The following is a 17,936-nucleotide window of genomic DNA, read 5'->3' as shown; positions in this document are numbered from 1 at the left end:
CATGGCAGCCGCCTCCGCCGGTGCCAGGCCACGGCCGCAGGCACAGAGACGGAGCCATCCACCGAGCCACCCACGGAGCCAGGGTCCGGTGACGCCGGCCCTCTCCGGGGCCGATCTCGCCCGGATCGATGCGCAGCTCGCCGACACCGACCGGCTGCTGGAGCGCAGCTACCCGGGCGATGACGGCTCCCGGCAGCCGGTGCACACCGTCTACGTTCCGGCCGACCGCTTCAGCCCGGAGTTCACCGCGGACTGGGGCGCCCAGGCGCTGGCAGCAACCGAGGCCCACGGCGGGCTGGAACGGCTCGGCACCCTGCTCGGCCAGGACCCCGAACTGGCCGCCGCCGCCGCGCCGCGGGTCCGGGACAAGCTCTCACGCGAGCCGGTCGAGGACCTCCGCCTGGACTTTGAGGACGGGTTCGGGGACCGGGGCGACGACGCCGAGGACGCCGCCGCTGTGGCCGCGGCCTCCGCCGTGGCCGCCGCCGTCGCCGCCGGCACCGCGCCGCCGTTCATCGGGATCCGCTTCAAGTGCTTCGAGGCCGCCACCCGCGCCCGGGGCCTGCGGACCCTGGATCTCTTCGTTTCGCAGCTGGCCGCGGCCGGCGAACTCCCGGACGGGCTCATCCTCACCGTGCCCAAGGTCACCACGGTGGCGCAGGTGGAGGCCATGGCCTTCGCCGTGTCCCGCCTCGAGGAAGCCCATTCGCTCCCCGCGGGCCGGCTCCGCTTTGAGGTGCAGGTGGAAACGCCGCAGCTCATCCTGGGCCCGGACGGAACCTCGCCGGTGGCGCGTCTGCCGCACGCGGTGCCCGGCCGGATCAGCGGGCTGCACTACGGCACCTACGACTACTCGGCATCGCTGCAGATCTCCGCCGAATACCAGTCCCTGGAACATCCCGCGGCGGACTTTGCCAAGGAAGTCATGCAGCTTGCCGTGGCCGGCACCGGGATCCGGCTCTCCGACGGGTCCACCAACATCATCCCGGTGGGCGAGAACGTGGAGCAGGCCTGGCAGCTCCACGGCCGGCTGGTCCGCCGGTCGCTGGAACGCGGCTACTACCAGGGCTGGGACCTCCACCCGGCCCAGCTGCCCAGCCGGTTCGCCGCAACCTATGCCTTCTACCGGCAAGGACTCCCCGCCGCCGCGGCCCGGCTCCGCAATTACGTGGAACAAACCGCCGGCGGCGTCTTGGATGAACCCGCCACGGCCCGCGCCCTGGCGGCCTTCGTGCTGCGCGGCGTCCAGTGCGGCGCCGTCGGCGCCGAAGAAGTCCTGGCGCTGGCCGGCGTCGGGCTCCCCCAGCTCACCGTGCTGGCCCATCCCCGGCCGGCCAACACCTCCACCGCCGCAGCAAAAGGAACGCACCCATGAGCAACTATTTCTCCCCTGAGGGCGGGCTTCCGCCGCAGACCCAGCTCCTCACCGACCGGGCCGTGGTCAAGGAGGCCTACACCGTCATCCCGAAGGGCGCGCTCCGGGACATCGTCACAAGCAAGCTGCCCGGCTGGACCAACACCCGCTCCTGGATCATTGCCCGGCCCATCGCCGGTTTTGCCACGACGTTCTCGCAGCTGATTGTCGAGGTGGGACCGGGCGGCGGAGCGGAAAAGCCCGAGCCGGAGGCCGGCGTCGAAGGCGTCATCTTCCTGACCAAGGGAGCCCTGGCACTGACCCTCGAGGGGGAAATCCACAAACTGGGAGAGGGCGGCTACGCCTATCTCGCCGCGGGGGCCCAATGGTCCGTGGCGAACGAGTCCGGGGAGATCGCCAGCTTCCAGTGGATCCGGAAGGCCTACGAGCCGCTGGAGGGCTTCATGGCGAAGTCTTTCGTGACCCGCGACCAGGACGTCGAACCGCAGGCCATGCCCGGCACCGACGGCGCCTGGGCCACCACCCGCTTCGTGGACCCGGACGACCTCGCCCACGACATGCACGTCAACATCGTCACCCTCAAGCCCGGGGGCTCCATCCCCTTCGCGGAGACCCACGTCATGGAACACGGGCTCTTCGTCCTGGAAGGCAAAGCCGTCTACCGGCTCAATGACGACTGGGTGGAGGTGGAGGCCGGAGACTTCATGTGGCTGCGAGCGTTCTGCCCCCAGGCCTGCTATGCCGGCGGTCCGGGCAACTTCCGGTACCTGCTGTACAAGGACGTCAACCGCCAAATCCGACTGACCTGAGACCGGTCCACGCGGTGGAGCCCTTGTGGCTCTGGCGATGCTTGCTAGCCTGAGGCTGTGAAGTACGAATCCCTGTGGATCGGAATGCTCCTTGGCGCGGCCCTCGGCTACGCCATCGGAGCCACCACCGTCGACAAGCCGTTCACGGGCCTGTTAATCGGCGTTGGGCTCGGCGCACTCGTGGGCCTGGCGGCCCGGAAGGACCCTAGGAAACGGTAGGGGTGCCCTTCGCCGGGAGCCCCCAGCCCAGCCCCACCCCGGCGCACCACCCCTTGGCTCTCCTGCCACCGGGAGCCAGCTCCCGCCCACACCGGAGGAACCCACCATCACGTACACGGTCAACTGCTCCATCCTCCTGACGGAGCTCCCCCTGCTGGACCGCCCGGCCGCGGCGAAAGCCGCGGGTTTTGACGCCGTCGAATTCTGGTGGCCCTTCGGGACCTCCGTCCCCACCGACGTCGAGGTTGCCCGGTTTGAGAACGCCATCACCGACGCCGGCGTGCAGCTCACGGGCCTGAACTTCAACGCGGGCGACATGCCCGGCGGCGACCGCGGCCTGGTCTCCTGGCCGGCACGCTCCACCGAATTCCAGGACAACATCGACGTCGTCGCCGGCATCGGCGAGCGCCTCGGCTGCAAGGCCTTCAACGCCCTCTACGGCAACCGCATTGACGGCGAATCCGCCGAGCAGCAGGACGCTATTGGCGCCGAAAACCTCGCGGCGGCAGCCGCCGGCATCGCCCGCATCGGCGGCACTGTCCTCCTGGAACCGGTCAGCGGTGCCCCCAAGTACCCGCTGCTCAAGGCCCGGGACGCGCTCGACGTCATCGCCCGGGTCAGGAAGGAATCCGGCGCCGAGAACATCAAGCTCCTCGCCGACTTCTACCACCTGGCCGTGAACGGTGACGACGTCGGCGCCGTCATCGAAAAGCACGCCAAGGACTTCGGCCACATCCAGATCGCCGACAACCCCGGCCGCGGGGCTCCCGGAACCGGGCAGCTTCCCCTCGGCGAATGGATCGCCCGCAGCCGCGCACTGGGCTACGAGGGCTACATCGGCCTCGAATACCAGGAACCGGCGGAGACCGCGTTCAGCTGGGCCAACCTCCGTGTCTGACGAAACCTACGACGTCGTCTTCCGCGGGCGGCAGGTGCTGACCACAACCGGCATCGCCGCGCGGGAAGTCGGCATCCGCAATGGCGTGATTGTCGCGATCGAGCCGCTGGGCAACGGCCTTTCCGGCCGTGAAGTAATCGAACTCGCCGACGACGAAACCCTCCTGCCAGGCCTCGTGGACACCCACGTGCACGTCAACGAGCCCGGCCGCACAGAGTGGGAGGGCTTCGCGTCCGCCACCCGGGCGGCAGCGGCCGGCGGCGTCACCACGATCATCGACATGCCGTTGAACAGCATCCCGCCCACCACTACCGTCGCTGGGCTGAAGCTCAAGCGGGAGGTGGCCGAGGACCAGGTGTTCGTGGACGTCGGTTTCTGGGGCGGAGCCGTCCCGGGCAACAAGCACGAACTGCGGCCGCTGCACGACGAGGGAGTCTTCGGCTTCAAATGCTTCCTCTTGCACTCCGGTGTTGACGAGTTCCCGCACCTGGAAGCGGACGAGATGGAAGAGGACATGGCCGCTCTGTTGTCCTTCGACTCGCTCATGATCGTCCACGCCGAGGACGCCCACGCGATCGATCACGCGCCCCGCCCGGGCGGCGACCGCTACGCGACGTTCCTGGCGTCCCGCCCGCGCGGGGCCGAGAACAAGGCCATCGCCGAGGTCATTGAACGGGCCCGCAGGACCGGCGCCCGCGCCCACATCCTGCACCTGTCCTCTTCCGACGCGCTCCCCATGATCGCCACTGCCAAGCGCGACGGCGTGCGCCTCACCGTCGAAACATGCCCGCACTACCTGACGCTGACGGCCGAGGAAATCCCGAACGGCGCCACAGCCTACAAGTGCTGCCCGCCGATCCGCGAAGCCGCCAACCGCGAACTGCTGTGGGCCGGGCTGCAGGACGGCACCATCGACTGCATCGTCTCGGACCACTCCCCGTCCACCCTGGCTTTGAAGGACCCGGAAAACGGGGACTTCGCCGTAGCCTGGGGCGGCGTCTCCTCGTTGCAGCTGGGCCTGTCACTGATCTGGACCGAGGCCCGGCACCGCGGCATCCCGCTGGAGCAGGTTCTCTCGTGGATGGCGGCCAAGCCGGCCCAGCTCGCCGGCCTGGGCAACAAGGGCCGGCTGGCGCTGGGGTACGACGCCGACCTCTCCGTGTTTGCCCCGGACGAGGCGTACGTCGTGGACGCCTCCAAGCTCAAGCACAAGAACCCCATCACCCCGTATGACGGGAAGGCGCTATCCGGTGTCGTCCGGCAGACCTACCTCCGCGGCACCCTGATCGACGGCCGGACTCCGACCGGCAAGCTGCTCCGCCGCGGCGGCGTATGAGCCAGGGCACGCTCGGCCTAAAAGCGGCCTAGACGAGGGCGCCCGCCACCGCCTGCGTCAGCTGATGAATCACCTCGGTGCGTTCCGGATCGTCGCTCAGGCCTTCCCCCTTGGTGTAGATCACCAGGGCGTACGCGGTGTTGCCTTGCGCGAGGATGGCGGCGTCATGCAGTTCACCGTTCAGGAGCCCGTACTTGTGGAAGACCGTGATCCCTTCCGGCACTGCGGCGGGAATGAGCGTTTCGTAGTTGGTGTGCTGCATATAGGACAACAGCTGGGCGGTGTCCCCGGCATTCAGGAGCGTCCCGGAATAGAGCCGGGAGACGATGGTCGCCATCTCCGCCGGGGTCAGCGTGTTAGTTTCCGGGACGTAGCTCACCCCCAGCGACGCCGCATACTCCGTCAGCTCCTCGTGGCCCACGGCATCCATGATCAGCGACCACGAGTCGTTGTCGCTCTGCTGGATCATCTCCCGGAGCTGGAATCCGGCGGTGAAGTTCCCCAAGGGGTCATCGAGGCTGGCCGCCCCGGTTTCGACCAGGTGGTAATAGGCCGCCGCGGCCAGGACTTTGGCGGTGCTCGCGGCCACGAACTTCTGCCGGACCCCGTATTCGTGGACGTCCGCGGAACCGGCGTCCTGGGAGAGGTCGACCACCGCCACGCCGATCTGGTACTGGCTGTTGGCGTCGAGAATGGCCTGGATGCGCGCGTCCAGCGCCCCGACCACCGCGCTCGACGCCGGGGCCGCCGGGGCCGATGCATCGAGACTGGCTGACGGCGAAGCGCTGGCCTCCGCAGTCGTCGCGGCAGATGGCGCAGCCGACGGCGTCGTTCGCGCCTCAGGGGCCGAGAAGAAGCCGACCGCCAGCACGACCGCCAGCACCGCGGCACAGGCCGCAAGGATCATGGCCCGCGGCCGGACGGTCGGCTGCCGTCCCGTGGCCGTGCGCCGGGATCCGAAACGTCGCTGCTGGGGAGTTTGCTGTTCCATAATGGCTCCAAGTTTAACCGCGACAGCTATGCCGGAGCTTTGTTAAGGCTGTCAGGGCCTCGAGCCGGAGCAGTTGCCGAACTCATGAGGACGGGTTGCCGGGGACAAACCCGCGGCGGAATACAGCCTCGGTCCACGATGTTGTGCATCACAGACCCGTTGTCCACTCCCCCGAAGGATCATCATGAGCGCAAACTTGACCGTAAAGCTTCAGCCCGGCACACCGGCCCCGGATTTCACCCTGCCGGACGCCGAGGGCAAGCCGGTTGCCCTCGCCGATTACCGCGGCAAGAACGTCATTGTGTACTTCTACCCGCAGGCCGCGACCCCCGGCTGCACCACCGAGGCCTGCGACTTCCGTGACAACCTCGCGTCGCTGCAGGGCTCCGGCTACGAAGTCCTCGGCATCTCCCCCGACGCCCCCGAGGCCCTGGCCCACTTCACCGGCGACTTCGCCCTGACCTTCCCGCTCCTGGCCGACGAGGACCACGCTGTCGCCCTGGCCTACGGCGCCTGGGGCGAGAAGCTGCTCCAGGGCGAAATCACGGAGGGCATCGTCCGTTCCACCGTGGTGCTGGACCCCGAGGGCAAGGTGAAGCTGGCGCAGTACCAGGTCAAGGCCCAGGGCCACGTGGCGTCACTGAAGGAAGCGCTGGGCGTCTAGCAGGGCACTGTTCCCTCCCGTCCCCCCTCGCCGCGGGCCTCGCCCCGCGCCGGATGGCTCGGTAGGCTCGGTCCAACGGCGCCGGGCATCCGGCCGGGCAGAAGGCGGGTACAGCGTGGCAAACGGCACCAAGCAGGATCCCTGGCAGCTCAAGACGGCCCCGGGCACTTCGGAGTATTCGATGTACCGCGACGAGGAGTCCGATCCCCCGGCCCTGGTGTGCCAGGTCGGATCTACCACCCTCAAGTACCACCTCCGGGCACTGGATGACCTGCACCTCTGGCTGATGGAAAAAGTGGACTGGGTGCCGCTGGGCGCTGCCGACGAAAACAAGCCCGCTGCGGAGGGGACGGTGGAAGCCTGGGGCCGCGACCCGGAAAACCCCGTGGGCGGGTGGTACGGCCTGCGCAAGGGCTACCGGGGACGGTTCGGGATGTACCTGCCGCCCCTGCTCGAGGCCTTGGGCCTCGTGGAACTGACCCACGACCAACGCAACAACAGCGTGCGTGCCATCATCGCGGACGCGTCCGGCCCGGCGTCACCCGCCTAGCTAGACCTTTGTTCCCGCCACCACCGTTGCGGTCGACCGGAGCCGGATCGCGCCGTCGTGCTCGTACCGGCCCAGCAGCGCGAACACGTCCTGGCGGATCAGGGCCCGCGACTCCTGGTCCGCCTTGGCCAGCCCCATCGCCACGGTGGTCGCGATGTCGGTCATGAACTCCCAGTAGCGCTCGGGGGATTCGTGCACCAGGTCGGTGCTGACCTGGCGCTCGGTCACCTCTGCCAGCCCGGCGTCCTTAAACATGCGGGTCATGAACCCGGTTGGTGCGCAGCGAAACAGCCCGGGAGTGCCTGCGGGCGGAATGGGCAGCTCCCGGTGCCGGGCAATTGTGCCCAGGATCAGGCTGGCCCAGGGGTTTGCTGCCGCGCGCCCCCAGACGACGGCGCCAACGCGGGCACCCGGCTTGGCGGCGCGCGCCATCTCCGCCATGGCCGCGGACATCACCGGAAAGAACACAAGGCCGAAGCTGCAGTACACGGCGTCGAACGTGCTGTCCCTGAAGGGCAAGGCGGCAGCGTCGCAAACCTCAAAGTCCAAGTTGGTCAGGCCCCGGGCCGATGCCTTCCCCTCGGCCACGCGGAGCATCCCGGCCGAGATGTCGGCCAGGACCACCCTGCCCTCCGGCACTCGCTCGGCCACAGTGAGTCCGGGTTCCCCCGCGCCTGCCGCGACATCCAACACCCTGGAGTCGGGCCGCAGCGGCAGCTCCTGGAGCAACGCGTCCCAGAATGGCGCCTGCCAGCCGAGCAGTTCAGCGTCCCATTTGTTCCAGCCCGCCGAGAACTCATCCCAGATCATGCGCTGCTGGTCGCGAATGCGGGCGGCTGAGGTTAACATGGCGGTTCCTTAGCTCGTCTGTACGTAGCCCTAGTCTGCTCCGGGAACCGGACCCCGGCAATGAGTCCAAGGGCAGTAGGCTTAATGGCATGTCTTCCCATGAAACCCCCGGCACAGCAGGCACCGACCCCCAGCGGGAACCTGCGCCAGGCGACGTTCCAGGCAGCGTTCCAGGCAGCGTTCCGGAGCGCCGCGAGGTCACCGTCCGCCGGGCACCGAAATATGTTCCCTTCCTGATTCTGGGCGGGCTCGTGGGCGTGGCCGCCGCGGCCATCATCGCCTATGCCCTTCCCGGTGACGCGAGCTATGACGCCAGCTCGGTCTTCGGCTTCTTCATGGTCCTTTGCGCTGCCGGCGGAGTCATCCTGGGTGCCGCGGCCGCCCTGGTCCTGGACCGGATGAGCGTCCGCCGCGCCGAGCGCGCCGTCGTCGAGTCCGCACCAGACGCGGACGAGGACGGGAACCGCCCCTGAGGGCGGCAGGTCATAAAACGGCCGCCGGAAAAGTCTTAGCGCACATCGTGAGATAATCGACCAGTGGCACGCGGCGATGGAAAACTTTCTCATGATCTTCTCCCAGGCGAAAAAGGCCCTCAGGACGCATGCGGCGTCTTCGGGGTCTGGGCACCCGGTGAAGAAGTAGCAAAACTCACCTACTACGGGCTGTATGCACTGCAGCACCGCGGTCAGGAGTCGGCTGGTATTGCTACCAGCGACGGCAAGCGGATTAACGTCTACAAGGACATGGGCCTCGTTTCCCAGGTCTTCGACGAGACCACGCTGAACACCCTGACCGGGCACCTGGCCGTCGGCCACTGCCGCTACTCCACTACGGGCGCGAGCCACTGGGCCAACGCCCAGCCCACCCTGGGCGCGACGACCACGGGCACCGTGGCCTTGGCCCACAACGGCAACCTGACCAACACGGCCGAGCTCAAGGCGATGATCGAGGACCGCAACGGCGGAAACCTCAGCGGCGAGATGAAGCAGGGCAACACCTCGGACACTGCCCTGGTCACCGCACTCCTTGAGGGCGAAGAGGGCAAGTCCCTTGAGCAGACCGCCATGGAGCTGCTGCCCAAGATCAAGGGCGGCTTCTGCTTCGTTTTCATGGATGAGGGCACTCTCTACGCGGCCCGGGACACCTACGGCATCCGCCCGCTCTGCCTGGGCCGGCTGGAACGCGGCTGGGTGGTTGCCTCCGAGCAGTCCGCCCTCGCCACCGTCGGTGCCAGCTTCATCCGCGAAATCGAACCCGGCGAGTTCATCGCGATCGACGAGGACGGCGTCCGCTCGCAGCGCTTCGCCGAGGCGACGCCGGCCGGTTGCGTTTTCGAATACGTTTACCTCGCCCGCCCGGACGCGTCCATTGCGGGCCGCTCGGTGTACGAATCCCGCGTGGAAATGGGCCGCCAGCTGGCCCGCGAAAACACCCAGGAAGCGGACATCGTCATCCCGGTGCCGGAATCGGGCACCCCCGCGGCGGTGGGTTACGCCGAGGAATCCGGCATCCCCTTCGCGCACGGCTTCGTCAAGAACTCCTACGTGGGCCGCACGTTCATCCAGCCCTCGCAGACGCTGCGCCAGCTCGGTATCCGGCTCAAGCTCAACGCCCTCGAATCCGTGATCCGCGGCAAGCGTGTTGTGGTGGTGGATGACTCGATCGTCCGCGGCAACACCCAGCGCGCCATCGTGCGGATGCTTCGGGAGGCGGGCGCCGCAAGCGTCCACATCAAGATTTCCTCCCCGCCGGTCAAGTGGCCCTGTTTCTACGGCATCGACTTCGCCTCCCGCGCGGAACTGATCGCCAACGGCGCCACCATCGATGAAATCACCCAGGCCATCGGCGCCGACTCGCTTGCGTACATTTCCGAAGACGGCATGATCGACGCCACCCGGCAGCCGCGCGAGCGTCTTTGCACCGCCTGCTTCACCGGCAAGTACCCGATCGAGCTGCCCGGTGCGGACAAGCTCGGCAAGAACCTGCTCGAGCGCACGGACCTCGGCGGCCTTCCCGCCGCCGCCACGGTCGTTTCGGATGCGGCTGTTTCCGGCGCGGCGCCGTCCGCGGCACCGACTGCGTCCGCGGCGTCCGCCGCCGACGCCGCCATCGACGCCCAGGACGATCCGGCCGAGAAGGCCGGCGCCACCGGTTGCGACCCGGGGCCCGACTCCGAATTCGAAGAACTGCTCACCGATGCCGACCGCGTCACCACAGCCGACAAGAAAGAGCCAGTATGACTTCCGCCTCCCCGGCCGCTGACATGAACGCCGCCCAGAACTCCGGCATCACCTACGCCTCCGCCGGCGTCGACGTCGAAGCGGGAGACCGCGCCGTCGAACTCATGAAGGATGCCGTCAAGGCAACCCACAACTCCTCGGTGATCGGCGGCGTCGGCGGGTTCGCAGGCCTCTATGACGTCTCCCGGCTGCTCACCTACAAGCGCCCGCTGCTGGCCACCTCCACCGACGGCGTCGGTACCAAGGTGGCAATCGCCCAGGCCATGGACATCCACGACACCATCGGCTTCGACCTCGTCGGCATGGTGGTGGACGACATCGTCGTCGTGGGCGCCGAGCCGCTCTACATGACCGACTACATCGCTTGCGGCAAGGTAGTCCCGGAGCGGATCGCCGACATCGTCCGCGGTATCGCGGCCGCCTGCTCGGTCGCCGGCACCGCCCTGGTGGGCGGCGAAACCGCCGAACACCCGGGCCTGCTCGGTGAGCACGAGTACGACGTCGCCGGTGCCGCCACCGGTGTGGTCGAGGCCGACGCGCTGCTCGGCCCGGACCGTGTCCGCGCCGGGGACGTCGTGATCGGCATGGCCTCCTCCGGCCTGCACTCCAACGGCTACTCGCTGGTCCGCCGCGTCATCAACCACGCCGGCTGGGCACTGGACCGCCAGGTCTCCGAGCTCGGCCGCACCCTGGGTGAGGAGCTCCTCGAGCCCACCCGCGTCTACGCCGCGGACTGCCTGGACCTCGCCCGCACCTTCCCGGTCAACAGCTCCGCCGCGGGCGGCAAGGCCGTGCACGGCTTCAGCCACGTAACCGGCGGCGGCCTCGCGGCCAACCTCGCCCGGGTCCTCCCGCAGGGCCTGCTGGCCACGGTGGACCGCTCCACCTGGGAACTTCCGGCCATCTTCAAGCTGGTCGCCGAGCTCGGCAACGTGCCGCTGGCCGATCTGGAGCGCACCCTGAACCTGGGCGTGGGCATGGTGGCCATTGTTTCGCCGGAAGCGGCCGACGCCGCGGTCAACCGGCTCAACGACCGCGGCCTGCCGTCCTGGGTCATGGGCACCGTCGAGCAGAACTCGGATTCAGTCGACAAGACGGGCCCGGACTACGTCCAGGGCGCCAAGGGCGTCGACGGCGGCGCCGTCCGGCTGGTCAACGCCTACGCCTAAACTCTGCGGCAGCGCCATCGAGTGCTCCAATACGGCCCTTTTGAACCTTCAAAGGGGCCGTATTGGAGCACTCGATGTGTTTAAGCCGCGGCCCTAAACCTCCAGCAGGCTGAAGACGCCGCCCTGCGGGTCCTTGAGCGTGGCGATGGTCCCGGCTTCCTCGGCCTCGTCCGGTCCGATCAGCACGACGCCGCCCGCGGCCACCGCAGCCTGCACCGCCTCCGCGACGTCGGAGACGCCGAAATAGACCTGCCACCCCGGCTCGAGGGTGTCCTGCGCATCGCCGGGAACCCGGGCGATGCCGGCCACTTCGGCGCCGCCCACCATGAGCGTGGTGTACGTGCCGCCGTCGTCCTGGGGGTATTCGGTCACCTCGTGCCCGAAGAGCTGCTGGAAGAAGCCGACGGCGGCCTGCGGCTCCGGCGTGAGCAGCTCGGCCCAGGCCAGGGTGCCCGGTTCCTGGCTCCGGCCGGCCCCGAAGTGGCTGCCCGCCTGCCAGGCCCCTGTGGTCCCGCCGCCGGGCGGGGCGAAGAAGACCATGACGCCGGTGTCTCCGATCGCCTCGGGGCCGAAGTCGAGCTGCCCGGGGGAATGGGCCAGTTCGTCGGCCAGGTCCCCGGCGTCGTCGACCGCGAAATATACGTTCCACCGGCCCGGTTCGCCCGCAGCGTCCTGCTGGGGGGTCTGCGGCGCGAGCACGGTGACCAAGGCATCGCCGAGGAAGGCCTTCGCGTAGCTGCGCCCGTCCGGGGTGGGCAGATCTTCGTACCGCCAGCCGAAAACCTCCGCGTAGAAGGCCTTCGCTGCCTCCACATCGCTGGTCTGGAGGTCCGTCCAGCAGAGCTCACCCTCAGCGAATCCTGTGCGCATGGTCATGGCAGTCCTTCCGGGCATCTGGGTCGAGTCCGGGAAAATCCGGCACCAACAACCTAGCCCGAGGCCCCGTCGGTGACAACTGCCCTGGCGAAACCACGGCGCACCAGCGGAAACGGCGGGCGTTTCGATGCGACGGGACCGATCCCAAGTCCCACCGCGACGGGCACAAGAAAGGCCGCCGGCCACACCTGAATCAGGTGTGGCCGGCGGCCTGAAAATCTTTGGCTGGCACCGCAGTGCCTGAAGGATCCCCCGGAGAAAACTCCCGGAAGGAAGCGTCGACTAACCTATACGACGGGAATCTACCTCGTCGTCGTCGTCTTCCACATCGTCCGCGTACTTATCCACATACGCTGAATAATCCGGCTCGACCGGGTCATCCGCGAAGTGGCTCGTGGCACGACTTCCCGGGCCCGTGAGCTCGCGCTGAAGGGCCGAATAGTCAGTGTTCGGGGAGTAGTACTTGATATCCCGAGCCTGCTTGGTAGCTTTTGCCTTTTGACGGCCGCGCCCCATGGCGTGACCCCCTTTTGTACTTGGACCGGAGGTGGTCACCTTTGGCGATAGGTGAGGCCCCGGAATGTTTGGTCAATTTGTCGTACACCTAGATTACATGCTTTCGGCGTCAACTGCTCGCCGGCCTGCCCCCTGTGGACAGTGTGGCGCCTCCCGCCACGGTGGCCGCGGCCACCGGCACATGCGCCGTTCCGCGCATCTTCGATAGAGTTTCGTGATGTGCGCCCGGAAAAGGGCCGCGACGCCGGGCCTCCAGCCCCGGCAAAGACGCACGGAAGTGGTGAATTTCTCAGTGACTGAAGAGAATCCAAGGTACGACGCCGGGTCCATCCCGCCGCCGCCTTCGCGGCCGCCAACGTCCGCCCTGCCCGTCATTACGGCCGACCCCCCGCGGTCAACGAATCGTTCAGCGGCACCTGCAGCGGCGAAGCCCTCGGGCCTCACCTTCGCCGGGGTCATGAGCGCACTTTCACAGCGAGCGCGCCCCCTGGCCCGCCGAGCCCGCCCCCTGGCCCGCAGAGCCCGCCCCCTAGTCCGCCGGATCCGACGGCAAGGGCCAAAGCGGCTCGGCGCGGCCGCGGCCGTTCTCGTCGCGATGGGGCTTCTGGTCTGGTGGGCTGTGGCCGCATTTGCCGGCAGCGGCCAGCCCTCCCCCGAAAGCGGCAGTCCGGCCCCCGCAGCTTCGTCGGTGTCGGCCCCGGCCAGCCGCGGAGCCTTGCCGCTGGAAGGCGTCAGCCCCCTGGACTTCCAGCTGCGGGACTGCTTCAAGGATTTCGATCCGGATGCGCAACAGTCCACCGTGGTGAACTGCGCCACCGGCCACTCGGCGCAGCTGGTTGCCGTGGAGAAGTACGGGGCAGATGATTCCTATCCCGGCCGCGAACCGCTCAAGCAGAAAGCGCGCGATGCCTGCAAGGCAGCTCCGCTGACGGACAAGGCCGGCGACTACGACCTGAGCTACAAGTTGGCCTACCCGAGCTCGCGCAGCTGGGGAATGGGCGACCGTCGAGTCGATTGCTACGCCGTGACCACCGCCGGGAATGTCATCAAGGAGTCCCTGCTGCCCTAGCGTTGCCCGGCTTTAATGCACTGGTTTAGCGCATGGCCTTGGCGCGCAGGCATAGCGCACGACCCCAATCCACCGGCAGCCGGGACCAGCCCGGCTGCCGGTGGCGTTTTTTGGCGCGCTAGCCGGCGGCGCTTACTCCTTGCGCCGGACCGAGAGCCCGCTGCCGGTGGCTGAGCCGCCGTCGGGCAGGCCACTGTCCTCCAGCCCGCCCATCGTGAGTTCCATAAGGTCCGGCGCGGTGTCCACCAGGACGGTGTCGCCGTCGGTGATTTCGCCGGCCAGAATGGCCTTTGCCAGCCGGTCGCCGATCTCGCGCTGCACCAGACGGCGCAGCGGCCGGGCGCCGTACGCGGGATCGAAGCCGGAAACGGCCAGCCAGGCGCGGGCACCCTCGGTAACCTCGAGGTTCAGCCGGCGGCCCTTGAGCCGCTCGCCCAGCTCCTTGACCTGCAGTTCCACGATCTGGGACAGCTCCTCCACGTTCAAGGGATCGAACAGCACCACCTCATCGAGCCGGTTCAGGAACTCCGGCTTGAAGGAGGCGTTCACGGTCGCCATGACGGCGTTCTTCTTGGCCGCGGCGTCGAGGTTGGGGTCCACAAGGAACTGGCTGCCCAGGTTCGAGGTGAGCACCAGGATCACGTTGCGGAAGTCCACGGTGCGGCCCTGACCGTCGGTCAGCCGGCCGTCGTCGAGCACCTGCAGGAGGATGTCGAAGACCTCCGGGTGGGCCTTTTCCACTTCATCCAGCAGCAGCACCGAGTACGGGCGCCGCCGCACTGCCTCGGTGAGCTGGCCGCCTTCCTCGTAGCCGACGTACCCGGGGGGCGCCCCGACGAGCCGGGCCACGGAGTGCTTCTCCGAATATTCGGACATGTCGATCCGCACCATCGCGCGCTCGTCGTCGAAGAGGAAGTCCGCGAGGGATTTGGCGAGCTCGGTCTTGCCGACGCCGGTGGGGCCGAGGAACAGGAACGAGCCGGTGGGCCGGTTGGGGTCGCTGATCCCGGCGCGGGCACGGCGCACAGCGTCGGAGACCGCGGCGACGGCCTTCTTCTGGCCGATCAGCCGCTCGCCCAGGACGTGCTCCATGTTCAGCAGCTTCTGGCTCTCGCCCTGCAGCATGCGCCCCGCGGGGATGCCGGTCCAGGCCGAGATCACCTCGGCGATGTCATCGGCGGTGACCTCGTCGGCCACCATCTGCCTCGATTTGTCGGGCACGGCCGCCTCGGCCTCGGCGGCGGCGTTCAGTTCCCGTTCCAGGGCGGGAATCTCGCCGTAAAGGATCCTGGACGCCGTCTCGAGGTCCCCTTCGCGCTGGGCTTTGTCGGCCGCGGAACGGAGCTCGTCGAGCTTGGCCCGCAGGTCGCCCACCCGGTTCAGGCCGGCTTTCTCGGCCTCCCACCGGGCGTTCAGGGCCGCGAGCTCCTCCTTCTTGTCCGCCATGTCCGCGCGCAGGGCCGCAAGGCGTTCCATCGAGGCGGGATCTGTCTCGCCGGCCAGGGCCAGTTCCTCCATGGTCAGGCGGTCCACCTGGCGCCGGAGCTGGTCGATCTCCTCCGGGGCGGAATCGATTTCCATGCGCAGCCGGGACGCGGCCTCGTCCACGAGGTCGATTGCCTTGTCCGGCAGCTGCCGGCCGGAGATGTACCGGTTGGAGAGGGTCGCGGCCGCCACGAGGGCGGAGTCGGAGATGGACACCTTGTGGTGGGCCTCGTAGCGTTCCTTGAGCCCGCGCAGAATGCCGATGGTGTCCTCGACGCTGGGCTCGCCCACGAAGACCTGCTGGAAGCGGCGCTCCAGGGCCGGATCCTTTTCGATGTTCTCGCGGTACTCGTCCAGGGTGGTAGCACCGATCAGCCGCAGCTCCCCGCGGGCCAGCATGGGTTTGAGCATGTTGCCGGCATCCATGGAGCTGTCCCCGGTGGCGCCGGCACCCACCACCGTGTGGAGCTCGTCGATGAAGGTGACGATCTGCCCCTCGGAGCCCTTGATTTCCTCGAGGACAGCTTTGAGCCGTTCCTCGAATTCGCCGCGGTACTTGGCTCCGGCCACCATCGAGGCTAGGTCCAGTGCGATCAGGGTCTTGCCGCGGAGGCTTTCGGGGACGTCGCCTTCCACGATCCGCTGGGCGAGGCCTTCGACGACGGCGGTCTTGCCGACGCCGGGCTCGCCGATAATGACGGGGTTGTTCTTGGTGCGGCGGCTCAGCACTTGGATGATGCGCCGGATCTCGGCATCGCGGCCAATCACCGGGTCCAGCTTGCCCGAGCGGGCGACCGCCGTGAGGTCGGTGCCATACTTTTCCAGTGCCTGGAACGCGTTCTCCGGGTCGGCGTTGTCCACTTTGCGGTCGCCCCGAACGCCCGGCAGGGCGGCCAGCAGCGCCTCATGGGAGGCGCCGGCCTCGCGCAGGAGCTTCCCCACGCCGTCGCTCCCGGCGGCAAGGCCCAGCAGCAAGTGTTCGGTGGAAACAAAGGTGTCCCCGAGGCGCTCCGCCTCGTTCTGGGCATTCTTGATCGCCTGCAGCCCGGCCCGGGACAACTGCGCCTGCTGCACACTGCCCCCGGACGACGACGGAAGGGCCTTGATGGCGGTGCTCGCCTGGACGCTGACTGCGTCCGGGTCTGCGCCGGTGGCCCGGAGCAGTGCGACGGCGACGCCCTCCCGCTGGTCCATGAGCGCCTTCAGCAGGTGAGCGGGCTCAAGCTGCGGGTTTCCCGCGGTCGAGGCGTTCATGGCGGCGGCCGCGAGGGCCTCCTGGCTCTTGGTGGTGAATTTGGCGTCCAAAGAGGGCTCCTTCCGGAATGGACCTGATGTCAGAGTTGAGTCTACATCGCTCAACTTTGCAATGAGGGACGCTGGCTCCATGTTTGCCGACAGCGAAACGCCTGTCTAGGGGCGGACTGCCCGCGGGCCCGGCGCGCACCGGCCTGGGCGCAGCCGCCGGGCCGGGGGACATGCCCTCCCCCGGGCCCGAAGACTGGACATAATCCCAGCATGTCCACTGCCCGGGCCTAAGGCTGGACATGTCCTCTCGGCCCAGGCGCCAAGAATGAGCATGCCCCCTCGGCCTGGGCGTCAAGAATGAGCATGTCCTCTCGGCCCGGGGGCCAAGAATGAGCATGTCCCCTTGGCCTGGGCTCGAACAATGGGCATGCGCAGCCAGCCTGGTGCCACGAATGGGCATGTCCCGCGGCCGCCACCCCGCGGGGTCGGCTTGAATGACTTAACGTTGCTTAACGATGGACGGGATCCTTACTGTAACTGGGGTCACAGAAACTCGAACCGACGCGAAGGAGGGCCGGACATGCACGAACACGCCACAAGCGCCACCGTGAACGGCCCCGTGGCGCTGGTTTCGGCCGCCGCAGTTGCCCGGGCCGCAGGGGTTTCCCCGGCCGCGGTTTCCTACGTCCTCAACGGCAAGGGCGGCGTCTCGCCAGAGACACGGCGCCACATCATCCACGTTGCGAACGAGCTCGGCTTCAGGCCCCGTAAGCCCTCGCAGTCAACCGACCCGCAGCGGACCCGGGTCATCGGGCTAATCCTGCCGAACATCATCAATCCGATGTTTCCGCGCTGGGCGCAGGGCGTCATCACGGCCGCGGCGGAGTCCGGGTATGAAGTGTTCGTCGCCACCACCCAGGACGATCCGGAAGTGCTCGCCCAGGTCACCTCAACGCTCGCGCACCGCAACGTGGACGGCATCATCCTGGCCGCCTCACTCCGGGACGACGCCACCGCGCTCCGTACCCTGAGGGCGGCCCGGATCCCCTACGTATGTCTGTCCCGGCGGGCAGACTTCCTCGATTCGGACTTCGTCGGGATCGACGACGACGCCGCCGCCACCACACTGATGCAGCACATGCTCAGCCACGGCTTCACCGAAATCGCCACCGTAATCGGCCCCCGCTTCTCCACGGCCTCACTGGCCCGCGAACAGGCGTTTGTCCGCACGGCCGCCGCGGCGGGCATCACGATCAGCGGCGACCGGAAGATCAGCACCAGGGTCAACAACGAGGGCGGCCGGCTGGCGGCGGAACGGCTGTTCTCCGCCGAAACGCCGCCGCAGGCCGTGGTGTGCGGCAGCGACGAACTTGCCATCGGCGTCATGGAATACGCCTTGTCCCGCGGCCTGCGCATCCCGGACGACGTCGCCGTCGCTGGCTGCGACGGGCTGCCCCACAGCCGCTCCGGACTGATCAACCTGACCAGCATTGTCCAACCGCAGCAGGAAATGGCCAACGAGGCGTTTGCCATGCTGCTCAAACGCATCGATTCCCCGTCCGCCACCTACACCTCGAAAGTGTGCCGGCACCGCCTGCACGTCGGGCGGACGTGCGGCTGCACGCCGCCGGACATCTGAGGCCAG

The 17,936-nt window shown here is 68.1% G+C and carries 17 protein-coding genes; 12 read left to right on the top strand and 5 right to left on the bottom strand.

Going from position 1 to position 17,936, the window contains the following annotated elements; translation table 11 throughout:
• Window positions 1–88: 88 nt before the first annotated feature.
• From BLQ10_RS15545 to allB, 5 genes are all read left to right on the top strand, one after another.
• On the top strand, window positions 89–1,375 hold the full coding sequence (locus BLQ10_RS15545) for a DUF6986 family protein (protein ID WP_091563572.1): 1,287 nt from the start codon (window positions 89–91) through the stop codon (window positions 1,373–1,375).
• Window positions 1,372–2,184: a bifunctional allantoicase/(S)-ureidoglycine aminohydrolase gene (locus BLQ10_RS15540; protein ID WP_091563571.1), complete on the top strand. Its 813-nt coding sequence runs from the start codon at window positions 1,372–1,374 to the stop codon at window positions 2,182–2,184. The genes BLQ10_RS15545 and BLQ10_RS15540 overlap by 4 nt, the downstream gene beginning before the upstream one ends.
• A 57-nt stretch (window positions 2,185–2,241) precedes the next feature.
• Window positions 2,242–2,403 (top strand): glycine zipper domain-containing protein, encoded by a 162-nt coding sequence (locus BLQ10_RS22435; protein ID WP_175558638.1) that lies wholly within the window; start codon window positions 2,242–2,244, stop codon window positions 2,401–2,403.
• A 106-nt stretch (window positions 2,404–2,509) separates the two neighbouring features.
• Window positions 2,510–3,301 (top strand): hydroxypyruvate isomerase family protein, encoded by a 792-nt coding sequence (locus BLQ10_RS15535; protein ID WP_091563680.1) that lies wholly within the window; start codon window positions 2,510–2,512, stop codon window positions 3,299–3,301.
• Window positions 3,294–4,637, top strand: coding sequence for an allantoinase AllB (gene allB / locus BLQ10_RS15530; protein WP_091563569.1), 1,344 nt, complete (start codon window positions 3,294–3,296; stop codon window positions 4,635–4,637). Before BLQ10_RS15535 ends, allB begins: the two co-directional genes overlap by 8 nt.
• A 28-nt stretch (window positions 4,638–4,665) precedes the next feature.
• Here the strand turns inward: allB and BLQ10_RS15525 are convergent, their stop codons facing one another.
• Window positions 4,666–5,628: a serine hydrolase gene (locus tag BLQ10_RS15525; RefSeq protein WP_254785596.1), complete on the bottom strand. Its 963-nt coding sequence runs from the start codon at window positions 5,626–5,628 to the stop codon at window positions 4,666–4,668.
• Window positions 5,629–5,812: 184 nt separating this feature from the next.
• On the opposite strand from BLQ10_RS15525, the gene bcp reads away from it, so the two are divergent.
• Entirely contained in the window at window positions 5,813–6,292 is a 480-nt protein-coding gene (gene bcp / locus BLQ10_RS15520) for a thioredoxin-dependent thiol peroxidase (RefSeq protein WP_091563568.1), read from the top strand.
• A gap of 115 nt (window positions 6,293–6,407) precedes the next feature.
• Entirely contained in the window at window positions 6,408–6,842 is a 435-nt protein-coding gene (locus tag BLQ10_RS15515) for a DUF6855 family protein (RefSeq protein WP_091563566.1), read from the top strand.
• Here the strand turns inward: BLQ10_RS15515 and BLQ10_RS15510 are convergent, their stop codons facing one another.
• A complete protein-coding gene (locus BLQ10_RS15510) occupies window positions 6,843–7,691 on the bottom strand; it encodes a class I SAM-dependent methyltransferase (RefSeq protein ID WP_254785595.1) in 849 nt (282 codons plus the stop codon).
• 89 nt (window positions 7,692–7,780) lie between these two features.
• Here BLQ10_RS15510 and BLQ10_RS15505 point away from each other — a divergent pair, with 89 nt between their 5' ends.
• The 3 genes from BLQ10_RS15505 to purM all read left to right on the top strand — a co-directional run bounded on the left by BLQ10_RS15505 (window position 7,781) and on the right by purM (window position 11,100).
• Window positions 7,781–8,164, top strand: a complete 384-nt coding sequence (locus BLQ10_RS15505; RefSeq protein ID WP_091563564.1) for a hypothetical protein — start codon at window positions 7,781–7,783, stop codon at window positions 8,162–8,164.
• A 63-nt stretch (window positions 8,165–8,227) separates the two neighbouring features.
• Window positions 8,228–9,931 carry an amidophosphoribosyltransferase gene (gene purF, locus BLQ10_RS15500; protein ID WP_091563563.1) on the top strand — a complete coding sequence of 568 codons (1,704 nt, stop codon included), beginning with the start codon at window positions 8,228–8,230 and terminating at the stop codon, window positions 9,929–9,931.
• Entirely contained in the window at window positions 9,928–11,100 is a 1,173-nt protein-coding gene (gene purM / locus BLQ10_RS15495; RefSeq protein ID WP_091563561.1) for a phosphoribosylformylglycinamidine cyclo-ligase, read from the top strand. The genes purF and purM overlap by 4 nt, the downstream gene beginning before the upstream one ends.
• Window positions 11,101–11,193: 93 nt before the next feature.
• Here purM and BLQ10_RS15490 read toward each other — a convergent pair whose 3' ends face one another.
• Both BLQ10_RS15490 and BLQ10_RS15485 read right to left on the bottom strand, forming a co-directional pair.
• Window positions 11,194–11,976: a VOC family protein gene (locus BLQ10_RS15490; RefSeq protein WP_091563559.1), complete on the bottom strand. Its 783-nt coding sequence runs from the start codon at window positions 11,974–11,976 to the stop codon at window positions 11,194–11,196.
• Between the two features lie 282 nt (window positions 11,977–12,258).
• Window positions 12,259–12,492: a DUF3073 domain-containing protein gene (locus BLQ10_RS15485; RefSeq protein ID WP_018774150.1), complete on the bottom strand. Its 234-nt coding sequence runs from the start codon at window positions 12,490–12,492 to the stop codon at window positions 12,259–12,261.
• A 457-nt stretch (window positions 12,493–12,949) separates the two neighbouring features.
• On the opposite strand from BLQ10_RS15485, the gene BLQ10_RS15480 reads away from it, so the two are divergent.
• Entirely contained in the window at window positions 12,950–13,561 is a 612-nt protein-coding gene (locus BLQ10_RS15480) for a septum formation family protein (protein WP_139164255.1), read from the top strand.
• A 132-nt stretch (window positions 13,562–13,693) separates the two neighbouring features.
• On the opposite strand, the gene clpB is transcribed toward BLQ10_RS15480, so the two are convergent.
• The gene (clpB, locus tag BLQ10_RS15475; RefSeq protein WP_091563556.1) at window positions 13,694–16,351 is read right to left on the bottom strand and encodes an ATP-dependent chaperone ClpB; all 2,658 of its coding nucleotides are present in this window, start codon (window positions 16,349–16,351) and stop codon (window positions 13,694–13,696) included.
• Window positions 16,352–16,871: 520 nt separating this feature from the next.
• On the opposite strand from clpB, the gene BLQ10_RS15470 reads away from it, so the two are divergent.
• Window positions 16,872–17,930, top strand: coding sequence for a LacI family DNA-binding transcriptional regulator (locus BLQ10_RS15470; protein ID WP_091563555.1), 1,059 nt, complete (start codon window positions 16,872–16,874; stop codon window positions 17,928–17,930).
• Window positions 17,931–17,936: the final 6 nt, after the last annotated feature.

Origin of the sequence: Arthrobacter sp. ok362 (assembly GCF_900102785.1) — a bacterium.
Classification (GTDB): Bacteria; Actinomycetota; Actinomycetes; order Actinomycetales; family Micrococcaceae; genus Arthrobacter.
Note: the sequence above shows the minus strand (reverse complement) of the source record. Positions and strands in the feature narration are given on the sequence as shown.